The following is a 13,173-nucleotide window of genomic DNA, read 5'->3' as shown; positions in this document are numbered from 1 at the left end:
AAAAATTTTTATGGATGTGATTGTATTTTATCTAAAAATATTTAAAGATATAAATTTATAAAAATAATTTTAATCCAGCTAAGATAAAAAGTAATAATTTTAAAAAGAGGGCAATAAATAAACATAAATAATTGCTATTTGAAGATAAAGAATTTGCTTATTTTATATTAAATTAAGAGAAATAAAACAATATAAAAGCGATTCAAATTTTCAAAAAATCAGATACCATCAAGTTAAATGAGAATTTATCTCATTTAACTAAAATTCTGATGGTTGTTTTAAATTATCTACTTTTTCAATCTCACAAGGTTGATTTATATAACAAGGACCTGTCATTTTAACATAAATTGTCAGTCTTTTTTTATCTGGAGATATTTCATAACTTTCTATGGTTAAAACTCTATTTCTTGGAAAAAGTAATTCATATTGAGTTTCAAATGCAGCAAGTCCTTTTAAAGAGACAAAAAGTGTATCTGAAAATTTTGGAACTTTTATAACAAGTTCAACCGGCCTTGACTGAAATACACTATTTCTAATTGCCGTAGTAGACATAAAACCATAGTCTCTATATTTTTTATGACTGATTAACTCCAGATAAGTTTTGGCTTGATCTGTAAATTTTCCATTTTTATAAATTTTTGAAAAATAACCTTGATCTAAAAGTCTAAATATAAAACTTAAATTTTCATAGCGATAAACAATTAAATTTTCAAATATGATTGTTTTTCTTAAAGCTTTGTCAAGTTTTTTCACCATATCCTTTTGTTTTTCATTTAAAGAATAAAGTCCTTCTCCATTTCTTAATTTTTCATTGATCACTACAAAATCACCATAAGTATATTGATAAACTATATCTCTTTCTTCTTTGGATAAAATATTATTTCCATATAATTGTATCCACCAATTTACAGCTTCTCTACCAGTTTTAAATTTTTTATAGCTTTCTTCATCAGCCATTAAAGATAATTGAAAACCTAAAAATAAAAGTAAAAAAATAATATTTTTCATTAAATACTCCTTTTAATAAATATTTCCTTATAAATATCGGAAAATTATTCAATATTATAAAGCTCTTAATATGATAACTTTTATTTTTGAAATAGAAATGACTGATATCGAATCTAGATTAAACAAGATAGAAAATTTCATTTTTTATATTGTAAGTATGAAATTAAGAAGTTATGATAAAATGGTGCCCGAGGTCGGACTCGAACCGACACAAGGTTGCCCTTACCAGATTTTGAGTCTGGCGCGTCTACCAGTTTCACCACTCGGGCTTAATTAAAACTATAATTATATTTCTTTTAGCTAAAAAACAATTTAAAATAAAGGTTTTGATAAAAAAATATTTAAAAAAATATAAGAATTGATTTTTTGGAACACTTATTGCTTATAAATTGTAGCAATATTGACAAAAGATTCTAGTTTATTAATTTTTTAAGGAAAAAAATGAGAATTACAAATAAATTAAATTTCACCAATTCTGTTAGCACTTCAATGGGTGGGCAAAGTGCCTTATATAAGATCTCTCAACAACTTGCTTCAGGATTGAAAATTCAAAATTCTTACGAAGATGCAAGCACCTATATAGACAATACTCGTTTAGAATATGAGTTAAAAACGCTAGAGCAGGTTAAACAAGCAACGAGTTCTGCTAAAGAATTAACCGAAAATAGCATGAAAGCCTTGCAAGATATGGTTAAGCTTTTAGAAGATTTTAAAGTTAAAGTTACTCAAGCAGCTAGTGATAGTAATTCTCAAACATCAAGAGAAGCGATAGCAAAAGAATTGCAACGTATCAAAGAAAGCATTCTGCAACTTGCAAATACTAGCGTCAATGGTCAATATCTTTTTGCCGGTTCTCAAGTTGCGAACAAACCTTTTGATTCTAATGGTAATTATTATGGTGATAAAAATAATATCAATGTTGTAACTGGTTCAGGAACTGAAAGTCCTTACAATATCCCTGGTTGGGATCTCTTTTTCAAAGCCGATGGAGACTATAAAAAGCAAATTACCACCAATATCAGCTTTAAGGATAATCGCTATACCGAGGCAGACAAGGATAAACAAGAATATTTAAATGGAGATTCTGCTTGGAAACAGCTTATCGGACAAAATTATGTAAAAGATGGAAAATTAGATCCATATAATGATTTTGAAGATAAAGATAAAAAGCTTGACTTTCCACCTTCGACACTTTATGTTCAAGGAACTAAACCAGATGGCACAAGCTTTAAAAGTGCGGTTTTGGTAAAACCAGATGATAAAATAGAAGATGTATTAGAGCAAATCGGTGCACTTTATGGCAACACTCCTAACAATAAAGTTGTAGAAGTAAGCATCAACAATAGCGGTCAAATTCAAATTACAGATTTAAAACAAGGTAATAATAAATTAGACTTTCATGCCGTAGCCTATACTCCGCAAATGGAAAAAACTGAAGATTTTAAAGGTATGCTGGAATTTGCCAAAGAAAATGATCTTAAAATGGAAGATATTACCAACGAAGTCATGAAGGCTGCTATACAAAATGGTGATATCACTAATCCAACTAATCCAGTTACCATCAAGCTAATAGGAAAAGATGGAAAAGAACAAGAATTTACCTTCAGTCTAGCCCAAACCGATTTCATTAAAAGCAATATGACTGATTCAGATGGTAATAAAGCCAACGGTGCAGACTATGATAATGTTTATTTTGAAAAAGATGGCAACACTGTTTATGGCAATGTTTCTCAAGTTATCAAGGGAAGTAATGCTTATGCAACAGATTCAACCAAGCTTAGCGAGGTGATGGCAGGAGATAGTCTAAATGGTACCACCTTAAATTTAAAAGTTAATTCCAAAGGTGGAAATACTTATGATGTGACTATAGATTTAGGCAATTCAACTGTAAAATTTAAAAATGCGGCTGGACAAGATATAAGTTTTCCTATCATGCATACCGATCCTACGACAGGAAATAGCGGGGTAGTAACTCCTTCAGATGAAATAACTTATGGGCAAATTAATAATATCATCGGTATGTTTGCCTCTGATAAAGTGCCTACTCAAACCATTGATGCAACAAATAACAAAGTGGATGCTACAGGTTATGACAATATCCAACAACTCATAAAAGATTCTCAAGCAACTGTAGATGTTAGTATGGATTACAAAGGACGTATTAGCGTTACAGATAAACTTTCTTCAGGAACGAACATAGGAATTTCTTTAAGCGATTCTCAAAGTGGTCATTTTCCAGTACCTCCTTATAGCGAAACAGCACAAATTCAAAGTGGCCCAAATTTTAGCTTTAGCGCAAACAATGCTTTAACTATAGATGAACCAAATGTAGATCTTATAAAAGATCTTGATACTATGATCGATGCAGTTTTAAGTGGCAATATGAGAGCAGATGGAAATTCAGCCGATCCTAGAAATACAGGAATGCAAGGCGCTTTAGAAAGGCTTGATCACTTGGCTGATCATGTAAGCAAACTTAATACAACTATGGGTGCTTATCACAATATCATAGATGGGGTAAATACCCGAGTGAGTTTTTTAAGTGTAAATGTGCAAAGCATTAAAACAAATGTTATTGACGTTGATTATGGCGAAGCGATGATGAATTTAATGCAAACCCAACTTGCATACCAAGCTTCCCTTAAAGCAAGCACTACTATATCTCAACTTAGTTTATTAAATTATATGTAAAATTATGCTATAATGGCTTCTTTAAAAAATATTTTTTAAGGAAAAAACATCAAAAAAGAAGCCATTTTTACTATTTCTACTTTTGGTATTTTTTATTTATGTCTTTGTATGCTAACTCCTAGCATGGGGAGTTGGATTTATAAAATAAATTTATTTTTATTTGGGGAATTTGGATATTATTATCCTTTTTTCTTATTTATTTTAAATTATTTTTACTACAAAAGAAGCTATAAAATAGAAAATTTTTCACGTCAAGAACTTTTTGGTATAGGTTTTGCTTTTTTTTCGATACTCTTACTTTTTTCTGTGCTTTATAGAGGTTATGGCTATATTTTAGAATTCGTTTATACTGTTTTTTCTACTCTTTTAGGGCATGTTGGAAGCGGTATTTTTGCACTTTTACTTTTTGTTTTTTCTTTGATTTTACTCTTTCCAAAATTTGCAAAAGAACTTTTAAAAATAGAGTTAAATTTTACTATTTTACTTAAATTAGAACATGCTTTAAAAACACTTTTAATGAGAGTTTTTGGCGGAGATAGCGATAAGGATGATATAGGAAAATCAGAACCACAAGCTCCAATTATCGAAGTTAAGCAAAAACATCCAGTTAATACTTTAAGCGAAGTTGAAGAATTGGTAAAAATCAATAATATTAATGCAAGTAAAAATTCTATCACAACAGCTAAAGAAAATTTTGAAAAATTAAAAAATCAAATTTTAGATGAAAAAGTAGAAATTGATAAAGAAAGTTTAAAAGAGGCAAAAAGTTTTGTTTATGAAAATTCTCAACAGGTTAGAAATTTTGCACAAAAGGCTAGTAGAAGTAGTATAAGTCTTGATGAAGAATTTAATTTTATTTTAAAAGAAGAGGTAGATATGATCCCAAAACGTTTTTTAAAACCTAAAAAACTTGAAGAAATTAAGCAAATAGATACCACGGGTAGAAATTTGGATGAGCCAAGCTATAAAAGAAAAAATATAGAAATTTCACTACCAAAACAAGAAATAAAACCAAAAATTTTCACCAAAGAATTAGAACAAAGAGAAGATTTAATACAAAAAGCAAAATTAGAGCAAGAATACAAAGCTTACCAAAATGAAATACTTGAAAATAAAGTAAAAGAAGAAATTCAAGAATTAGAAAAAAATGATAAATTAGAACTAGATTTAAACAATATCATAGAAGGTAATAAATACAATTTTGAAGAAACAACTCAAGATCTTACAATAAAACAAGAAGTGATTAAGCCTAAAGAAGTCTTTGAAGAGCCTGTAACAAAAGAAGAAATAATAGAAGCTGATCAACCAACTATGCAATATCATGCAAATTTTGAAGAGCCTGAAATTTTAGATTTTAGTGAAGAGAACTTTAAACCTAAAGAAATAGAAAGCATGAATGAAAATACTGATGATTTTATGCCCGTAGTTGAAGAATTAGATCGTCCTTATATCGAGCCAATTCCTGTTATTAAACTCCAAGAAGAAACAAAAGAAGAAACTCAAAAAGCCTTTGAAGCAATTAGTGAACAAGATAACAATGAATTTAAAGAAGAAATTAAAAGTGAAAACAAAGAAGAGGAAATTATTAAACAAAGGGCTATTTTAGCAAAAGAAATCGAACTCAATAAAGCGCTTTTAAAAGAAATAGAACAAGGAGAGATGGAAAAGCCAAAAGATTTTAAATTGCCACCGCTTGATTTTTTAGCTAATTTTTCGCAGCATAAATATGATGTTAATGAGCTTGAAATTGATAAAAAAATTTACAATTTACTTGAAAAATTACGCCGTTTTAAAATAGGGGGTGATGTTACTAGAACCTATGTTGGGCCTGTAGTGACTACCTTTGAATTTCGCCCAAGCGCCGATGTAAAAGTGAGTAGAATTTTAAATTTACAAGATGATTTAACCATGGCTTTAATGGCAAAATCTATACGCATTCAAGCTCCAATTCCTGGAAAAGATGTAGTGGGAATTGAAGTTCCAAATGAAGAAATTCAAACGATTTATTTGCGTGAAATTTTAGAAAGCGAAGTATTTAAAAACTCTAAAAGCCCTTTAACTATAGCTTTAGGAAAAGATATTGTAGGTAATGCTTTTGTGACTGATCTTAAAAAATTACCTCATTTGTTAATAGCAGGGACAACTGGAAGTGGAAAAAGCGTAGGGATTAATTCTATGCTTTTAAGCCTTTTATATCGCAATTCTCCAAAAACTTTACGTTTAATGATGATCGATCCAAAAATGCTTGAATTTAGTATTTACAATGACATCCCACATCTTTTAACCCCTGTCATTACAGATCCTAAAAAAGCGGTTAATGCTCTTTCTAATATGGTTGCGGAAATGGAAAGACGCTATAGATTAATGGCGGATGCAAAAACTAAAAATATAGAAAATTACAATGAAAAAATGAAAGAAATAGGCGGCGAGGAATTACCTTTTATCGTTGTTATTATCGATGAATTGGCTGATTTGATGATGACTGCAGGTAAAGATGTAGAATTTTACATAGGGCGTCTTGCACAAATGGCAAGAGCAAGCGGAATTCATCTAATTGTTGCTACTCAACGCCCTTCCGTGGACGTGGTAACTGGTCTTATCAAAGCAAATTTACCAAGTAGAATTTCTTATAAAGTAGGGCAGAAAATAGACTCTAAAGTTATTTTGGATACTATGGGAGCTGAAAGCTTGCTAGGAAGAGGGGATTGTTTATTTACCCCTCCTGGAACAAGTTCTATTGTGAGATTACACGCCCCATTTGCAAGTGAATTTGAAATAGAAAAAATTGTAGATTTCTTAAAAGATCAAGAAGAAGTTTGCTATGATGAAAATTTCTTGCAAGATTCTAAAAATTCATCTTTAGTAAATGATACTTTTTCAGATGATAACGAAGTAGATGAGCTTTATGAAGATGCAAAAAGAATCATTCTAGAAGATCAAAAAACAAGTATTTCTTATATACAAAGAAGATTAAATATAGGCTATAATCGTTCTGCAAACATAATAGAAAGATTAACAAAAGAGGGATTTTTAAGCGAGCCTGATTCTAAAGGTAAAAGACAGATTTTATAATATCCTTTAAATAAAGGATATTATAAAAATTATTTATCTCTAAGATTTAATTCATTGATTAATTTAGAATAAGAATTATAATCTTTTCTTTTAAGATAACTTAAAAGTCTTTTTCTTTGTCCAACTAGTTTTAAAAGTCCTAATCTTGAAGAAAAATCTTTTTTGTAGATTTTTAAATGTTCTGTAAGCTCTGCAATTCTTGCAGTTAAAAGAGCTACTTGAACTTCTGTTGAACCAGTATCACCTGGTTTTCTAGCGAATTTCGCAACAATTTCTGCTTTTTTAGCCGAATCTAAAGCCATATTGACCTCCTGATTGGTATAATTTAAAAACCGTGATTTTATCAAATAAAAACCAAAAATAAACTGAAATAACTTTTATTTAAATTTTTAAGCCATTTTCTAAGAAAATTTTATTATAATTAAAAACTATATATTCTAAGGAGAAATTTGTGCTATTTACCAAAGCAAGCGAATATGCTTTACTTTCTTTAATTTACATTGCTCAAAAAGAAAAACCTCAAGATGTAGATTTTCTATCCACTGAGCTTAATATTCCAAAAAGTTTTTTAGCTAAAATTTTGCAAACCTTAGCTAGGGATAATTTGCTTAATTCTTTCAAAGGTACAAAAGGGGGCTTTACTTTAGCAAAAGATCCTAAGGAATATAACATCAAAGAAATTATAAATAGCGTAGAAAAAAAAGAAGTCAATGTTTTTGAATGTAGTGGTGGGGTATGTCCTGACAATAAAGAGAAAAATTGCACTCTTATGCCCATGCTTATAGAACTACAAGATAGAATAGATGGATTTTTAAGCTCTATAACCTTAGCGGATATTATAAAAAAATAAATGGCAAAAAAAAATAAAATATTTGATCTTGTTTTTCCTTTTTTAGGACCTTTAATAGGACCGGTTTTAAAGGCTAAAAGTCTCACTATAGTTGGTTTTATAGTTTGTATTTTAGCTATTATTATCGTTCCTTTGCCAAGTCCTATTTTGGACTTTTTTTTAGCTTTGAGTATTGCCTTATCGGTTTTGATTATCCTTATTTCTATTTATATTCCAAAACCAACCGATTTAACCACCTTTCCGACTTTAATCTTAATCATAACGCTTTTTAGACTTTCATTAAATATCGCCACAACGCGTATGATCTTGAGCGAGGGACAAAATGGACCTGAAGTTGTAAGTGAGATCATCGCTTCTTTTGGTGAATTTGTGGTTGGTGGAAATATGGTTATCGGAGTAATCGTATTTTGCATCCTTGTTTTGATTAACTTTATGGTTGTAACCAAAGGTAGCACTAGGGTTTCTGAAGTGCAAGCAAGATTTACACTTGATGCAATGCCTGGTAAGCAAATGGCTATTGATGCGGATTTAAATGCCGGTCTTATTGATGAACAAACAGCGCGTGCAAGACGTCAAGAAATCATAGCTGAAGCGAATTTTTATGGCGCGATGGATGGTTCGAGTAAATTTATCAAAGGTGATGCAGTTGCTGGTATTATTATCACAATTATCAATATTATCGGAGGCTTTTTAATCGGCTCTTTTCAACACGATATGCCATTATCCACAGCTGCTTCAACCTATACTATACTTACTATAGGTGATGGACTTGTATCTCAAATTCCTGGCCTCATAACTTCTACAGCTACGGCTATTATTATTACTCGCGCAAGTAAAGATGAGGATAATTTTGCAGAAGGAACTTTAAATCAGCTTTTAAGTGAATACAGAACCTTATTAATCGTAGGTTTTGTTTTGTTTATTTTTGCTTTAGTACCAGGTTTGCCTCACTTATCTTTAGGATTTATGTCTTTAGTCTTTTTAGGTTTAGGATTTTTAACCAAACAAGTAAAAGAGGGTAAAATTGAAATCATGGCAGCTAAAAAGACTAAGCCGAGTGCTGCAGCTAGTGGTGGAGCAGCTGCACCAAATGCTGCAGTTCCTGCTAAGAAAAGCGAAGAAGAAATTTTAAAAGAAGAAGAGCATAAAATTAATGATATTCTTAAGGTTGAAATTTTAGAACTTGAACTTGGATATGGACTTATAAAATTAGCTGAAAGCGAATTGACTGAAAGAATTAGATCCATGAGAAGAAGTATCGCAGAAAGCTTAGGATTTTTAATGCCAAAAATAAGAATTCGTGACAATTTAAGACTTAAGCCTAATGAATACAGCTTTAAATTAAAAGGAGTTTCCATAGCGAGTGCTGAAATTTATCCGGATAAATATTTAGCTATGGATAGTGGATTTATCACCGAAGAAATTGAGGGTATAGCCACCAAAGAACCTGCTTTTAATTCCGATGCACTTTGGATTGATGCGAATTTAAAAGATGAAGCAACTCTTAATGGTTATATAGTGATCGATCCTGCTAGTGTGATTTCAACTCACATGAGTGAACTTATTAAATCACATGCAAGTGAGCTTTTAACACGTCAAGAAGTGCAAAACCTTTTAGATAAGGTTAAAAACGATTATCCTATTATAGTTGAAGGTGCTTTAAGTGTGGCACCTGTAAGTCTTATTCAAAAGATTTTAAAAGATTTACTCAAGTATCATATTCCAATTAAAGATATGCTTACTATTTTAGAGTCAGTTAGCGATATTGCCGAAGTGAGTAAAAGTTTTGACATGATTATAGAGCATGTAAGAGCGTCGTTAGCAAGAATGATTACAAATATGTATTTAGATGATAAAGGAAATTTAGATATTTTTATTTTAGATTCTGCTAGTTCGGCGATTTTAATGGAAAATGTCCAATTTAGAGACGGTAGTTATCATTTACCTTTAAGTGTAGCACAAACTGGCGTTTTAGTCGATACTTTAAGAGCCGAAGTGGCTGCAGTTTCTAATGGTCGTATCAAACCTTTCATACTTTGTGTTGAGCCGCAACTTAGAAAATTTATTGCCGATATTTGTTATAACTTTAATATTAACATTGTTGTGCTAAGCTTTGCTGAAATTGCTGAAAATACCAATTTCAATACAGAAGGTATTATTAAGATAGAACTTTAAGGAAAATAATGAAAATTTATCATCTTTCACATACAGATCTTGATGGTTATGCTTGTCAATTTATCACTCATTTTTATTTTAAGAATGTGAAATTTTACAATTCAAACTATGGAAAAGAAATCAATGATAATTTTAATGCTATTTTAAGCGATATTGAAAAAGATGAAAATTTTGAAAAAGCAATTATTTTAATCACAGATTTAAATTTAAGCCTTTCACAATGCGAAGAATTTGACAAAATATGTCAAGAAAAAAAGATTAAGATTTTTTTACTTGATCACCATCAAAGTGGGGAAGAGTGTGCAAAAAAATATCCTTGGTATTTGTTGGACTCAAAAAGATCAGCTACTAAAATCACTTATGATTTTTTCTCTAAAATTTGCCATACAGATTTAGAACTTTCACATTTTGTTGATGTAGTTAATGCTGTAGATATTTGGTTAAACGCGGATGAAAATTTTGAGCTTGGAAAAGTTTTTTTAGGCTTAGTTGCTAATGCTAAAGAAATCAATCGAGTGATGTTTAAAGAAATACAGGTTTATTATATATTTTTTCTTTTTGAAAGAGCTATTAAATTTATAGGAAAAGAAAATTCTCATATTTTGCTTGAAAATGCTATACACTTTATAAAAAAAGATTTTTTTATGAGAAATTATGATGATACACTTGCTAATTTAATTTCTAGTTTTGTTGTTGAAAAACTAGGGGAGTTAAAAGATGAATTTAGCATAGAATACGGAGGCCATAAGGGAATTTTAACTGTTAATATAGGAAATACTTCCATCATTGGTAATGATTTTTTAATCAAAAATCCAGACTATGATTTTTTTATTGATGTAAGTTCAAGAAAAACGCTAAGTTTTAGAGCAAATGGTAAAATAGACGTTAGTCTAATGGCTAAAAAATTAGTTGGTGGAGGAGGGCATAAAAATGCAAGCGGTGGCTTATTTTCAGCTTATAAAGATAGCTCGAATTACCCTTATATCAAAGCTCAAATTCTTGATCTTATCAAAAGCAAAGAATTAAAAAAGGAAAGCAAAGATGTCCAAGCAAAAGAACTTAAATGAAGAGTTAGAAGATTTGCAATATGAATTAAGCATTGTTTTAGAGGCTATGCTTTTATATGCTGGAGTTAAAAGAGAGAAATTAGAATCAGCTATTGAGGCGTATATAGATAATATAGATTTAGTATTAAAAGATTCTCAAAAAGAGGGCGTTGATGAAATTTTAGAAGTTGTGGAATTTTTAAAAAACAAACATAAGGATTTATTTCTATGAAAAAAATAGCTACGATAGTTTTAAGCTTATATTCTTTAAGCTATGCCAATATTTATGAAAATTTGAGTGATTTTGCTTATAAAAAAACTTCTGATAAAAATGTTAAAGTTGAAAATGCAAAAATAGTCCATTTTTATAAAAACAATAAAGAATGTTTAGATCTTTTAATCAAATCTAATCAAGTGCAAATTTTAAAAACTTACAATTCTTGCAAAAATTTAGACAAAGATTCTAATTTTAATGATTTTTTAAATCACGATTTTCTAACTTTATATAAAAATGATGGAAAAGTGATCCAACAAATAACATGGGATTTAAAAAATGCTATGCAAGATATTATGATTTATTATAAATTGCATTATAGTTTTAGTCAAAATAAAGACGACATGAGTAAAAATCCAAATTTAGATATTTTAAATATGGATCCAAAAGAGGGCGGAACCTTACTTTATAAAGTCAATAACCAAGCGTGTGTTGGTATAGAACTTTTAAAACATAATTCTAAAATGGCCATGAAAGTCTATGGTATAGAAAATTTAGATAAAAAATGTAAATTCTTTATAGAATCTCCAGATTTTAAAGATATTTCCTATACAGCAAAAGATTTTAATTGGTATTATTTAGAATAAAAAAATAGTTTAATTTTTAAAAATATTTTTTTAAAAAAACTGATTTTATCGGAAAAATTATTTTGTCCTAGAGTTTGAAAAACACAAGTATCTAAATCTCTTTTTTCTTGAATGCTTAAATTTTTCATTTGAAAATTAAACCTTATATAAAATATTGCAAATATGTATTTTATTTTAAATTACTTTAGTTTTTTATTAAAAATTTAACGATTAATCCTTTTTTAATTTTCATTGACTTTTATTAACCAAAATTATATAATTAATTGTGATTTAATTTTCTAAAAAGGAGAAAAGCTTATGAAAAAGAAAATTTCAGTAGCTTTGGCATTAATGTTATTTGGAAGTTGTGCATTTGCACTTGATCAAAAATTAGAAAAAACCAAAAGTGCTACAGGTATTGACTTACCTAAAGCTAAATGGGTTTTACCTAAGGCATTAAATGAAGATGGTACGATCGATGAGAGCAAAATGCCAAAAGATTCTAAATACGCCCAAATGGTAATTTTTGGTAACAAAATTCTTAATGAAACTAGCAAATACACTGGACCTCAAGCAAAAGATCCAAAAAAAAGATTTGCAGGAAACAATCTATCTTGCTCTAGCTGTCACGCAGCGGCTGGAAGTGTTCCAAATCAAGCAGGTTTTGTAGGAATTTGGGGAAGATTTCCACAATATAATGCAAGAGCGGATAAAGTGATCACTCTAGCAGATAGAATCAATGGTTGTTACGAAAGATCTATGAATGGCAAACGTATGCCTGAAAATTCTCCAGAAATGAAAGCAATGCTTACTTATATGCAATGGCTATCTCAAGGTGTTCCAGTGGGAGCTAAGATCGAAGGTCAAAGCCTTAAAAAAATAGATTATCTCACAAGAGCAGCTGATCCAAAAAAAGGTAAAAAAATCTATATGGATAAATGTGCAGTTTGCCACCAAGAAAATGGCCAAGGTTTAAAAAATGAAGATACCAAAGGAGCCTACTACATTTATCCGCCATTATGGGGAAAAGATAGTTATAATACAGGAGCAGGAATGTATCGCTTAATCAAAGCAGCTTCTTACATTAAAGAAAATATGCCTCAAGGTGATCCTAACTTAACTCTTGAAGAATCTTATGATGTAGCTGCTTATATGAATTCTCAATCTCGTCCTGTAAAATCACATAGAGATCAAGATTTTCCTGATAGAAAAGTAAAACCTTTGGATATGGATGTTGGACCTTATGATGATAGTTTTTCTACAACACAACATCGTTATGGACCTTATAAACCAATGTTAAAAAAATAATTCTCTAAGGCAAGAAATTTTCTTGCCTTTAACTTTCTTAATTTTCTTTCTAAAATTTCATTACAATCTTTTTCTTTAAATTGTAAAAAATAATTTTCAAAAATTCGCAATAGAGTATTAAAACTAAAAAATAATAAAGCTAAAATTTAGTTTTCAAAATACAAATAAAAATCAATAAATTTA

At 29.7% G+C, this 13,173-nt stretch carries 11 protein-coding genes and 1 tRNA gene; 8 read left to right on the top strand and 4 right to left on the bottom strand.

What is annotated here, in order from left to right:
• Window positions 1–258 precede the first annotated feature (258 nt).
• Entirely contained in the window at window positions 259–1,008 is a 750-nt protein-coding gene (locus H2279_RS04840; RefSeq protein WP_337195797.1) for an ADP-ribosyltransferase, read from the bottom strand.
• Between the two features lie 182 nt (window positions 1,009–1,190).
• Window positions 1,191–1,277, bottom strand: a tRNA-Leu gene (locus H2279_RS04835).
• A 172-nt stretch (window positions 1,278–1,449) separates the two neighbouring features.
• On the opposite strand from H2279_RS04835, the gene flgL reads away from it, so the two are divergent.
• Both flgL and H2279_RS04825 read left to right on the top strand, forming a co-directional pair.
• Window positions 1,450–3,699: a flagellar hook-associated protein FlgL gene (gene flgL / locus H2279_RS04830; RefSeq protein ID WP_337195796.1), complete on the top strand. Its 2,250-nt coding sequence runs from the start codon at window positions 1,450–1,452 to the stop codon at window positions 3,697–3,699.
• A 108-nt stretch (window positions 3,700–3,807) separates the two neighbouring features.
• Window positions 3,808–6,771, top strand: a complete 2,964-nt coding sequence (locus tag H2279_RS04825; protein ID WP_337195795.1) for an FtsK/SpoIIIE family DNA translocase — start codon at window positions 3,808–3,810, stop codon at window positions 6,769–6,771.
• 29 nt (window positions 6,772–6,800) lie between these two features.
• Here H2279_RS04825 and rpsO read toward each other — a convergent pair whose 3' ends face one another.
• Window positions 6,801–7,073, bottom strand: a complete 273-nt coding sequence (gene rpsO, locus H2279_RS04820; RefSeq protein ID WP_137623624.1) for a 30S ribosomal protein S15 — start codon at window positions 7,071–7,073, stop codon at window positions 6,801–6,803.
• A gap of 149 nt (window positions 7,074–7,222) precedes the next feature.
• On the opposite strand from rpsO, the gene H2279_RS04815 reads away from it, so the two are divergent.
• Genes H2279_RS04815 through H2279_RS04795 form a run of 5 tightly spaced genes read left to right on the top strand, consistent with a single transcriptional unit; the run spans window position 7,223 to window position 11,703 of the window.
• On the top strand, window positions 7,223–7,621 hold the full coding sequence (locus tag H2279_RS04815; RefSeq protein ID WP_337195794.1) for an Rrf2 family transcriptional regulator: 399 nt from the start codon (window positions 7,223–7,225) through the stop codon (window positions 7,619–7,621).
• Window positions 7,622–9,796 (top strand): flagellar biosynthesis protein FlhA, encoded by a 2,175-nt coding sequence (flhA, locus tag H2279_RS04810; protein ID WP_137623626.1) that lies wholly within the window; start codon window positions 7,622–7,624, stop codon window positions 9,794–9,796.
• A gap of 8 nt (window positions 9,797–9,804) precedes the next feature.
• Window positions 9,805–10,863 carry a DHH family phosphoesterase gene (locus tag H2279_RS04805; protein ID WP_337195793.1) on the top strand — a complete coding sequence of 353 codons (1,059 nt, stop codon included), beginning with the start codon at window positions 9,805–9,807 and terminating at the stop codon, window positions 10,861–10,863.
• Complete coding sequence (locus tag H2279_RS04800; RefSeq protein WP_137623628.1) at window positions 10,838–11,074, top strand: hypothetical protein; 237 nt, start codon at window positions 10,838–10,840, stop codon at window positions 11,072–11,074. Before H2279_RS04805 ends, H2279_RS04800 begins: the two co-directional genes overlap by 26 nt.
• Complete coding sequence (locus tag H2279_RS04795; RefSeq protein ID WP_337195792.1) at window positions 11,071–11,703, top strand: hypothetical protein; 633 nt, start codon at window positions 11,071–11,073, stop codon at window positions 11,701–11,703. Before H2279_RS04800 ends, H2279_RS04795 begins: the two co-directional genes overlap by 4 nt.
• Here H2279_RS04795 and H2279_RS04790 read toward each other — a convergent pair.
• Window positions 11,691–11,831, bottom strand: coding sequence for a hypothetical protein (locus H2279_RS04790; protein WP_337195791.1), 141 nt, complete (start codon window positions 11,829–11,831; stop codon window positions 11,691–11,693). The two genes, H2279_RS04795 and H2279_RS04790, sit on opposite strands and share 13 nt — an antisense overlap.
• Window positions 11,832–12,000: 169 nt before the next feature.
• Here H2279_RS04790 and H2279_RS04785 point away from each other — a divergent pair, with 169 nt between their 5' ends.
• A complete protein-coding gene (locus H2279_RS04785) occupies window positions 12,001–12,990 on the top strand; it encodes a c-type cytochrome (RefSeq protein ID WP_137623630.1) in 990 nt (329 codons plus the stop codon).
• Window positions 12,991–13,173 lie beyond the last annotated feature (183 nt).

The sequence above is a fragment of the Campylobacter sp. B0100352/1 genome (genome assembly GCF_020135855.1).
Taxonomy (GTDB): domain Bacteria; phylum Campylobacterota; class Campylobacteria; order Campylobacterales; family Campylobacteraceae; genus Campylobacter_D; species Campylobacter_D taeniopygiae.
Note: the sequence above shows the minus strand (reverse complement) of the source record. Positions and strands in the feature narration are given on the sequence as shown.

Bases quoted from the DNA above. Each gene is read 5' to 3' on its own strand.
- rpsO (WP_137623624.1), bottom strand. From the start codon at position 7,073: ATGGCTTTAGATTCGGCTAAAAAAGCAGAAATTGTTGCGAAATTCGCT.
- H2279_RS04805 (WP_337195793.1), top strand. From the start codon at position 9,805: ATGAAAATTTATCATCTTTCACATACAGATCTTGATGGTTATGCTTGT.
- H2279_RS04825 (WP_337195795.1), top strand. From the start codon at position 3,808: ATGCTAACTCCTAGCATGGGGAGTTGGATTTATAAAATAAATTTATTT.
- flgL (WP_337195796.1), top strand. From the start codon at position 1,450: ATGAGAATTACAAATAAATTAAATTTCACCAATTCTGTTAGCACTTCA.
- H2279_RS04795 (WP_337195792.1), top strand. From the start codon at position 11,071: ATGAAAAAAATAGCTACGATAGTTTTAAGCTTATATTCTTTAAGCTAT.
- H2279_RS04800 (WP_137623628.1), top strand. From the start codon at position 10,838: ATGTCCAAGCAAAAGAACTTAAATGAAGAGTTAGAAGATTTGCAATAT.
- H2279_RS04785 (WP_137623630.1), top strand. From the start codon at position 12,001: ATGAAAAAGAAAATTTCAGTAGCTTTGGCATTAATGTTATTTGGAAGT.
- flhA (WP_137623626.1), top strand. From the start codon at position 7,622: ATGGCAAAAAAAAATAAAATATTTGATCTTGTTTTTCCTTTTTTAGGA.
- H2279_RS04840 (WP_337195797.1), bottom strand. From the start codon at position 1,008: ATGAAAAATATTATTTTTTTACTTTTATTTTTAGGTTTTCAATTATCT.
- H2279_RS04790 (WP_337195791.1), bottom strand. From the start codon at position 11,831: ATGAAAAATTTAAGCATTCAAGAAAAAAGAGATTTAGATACTTGTGTT.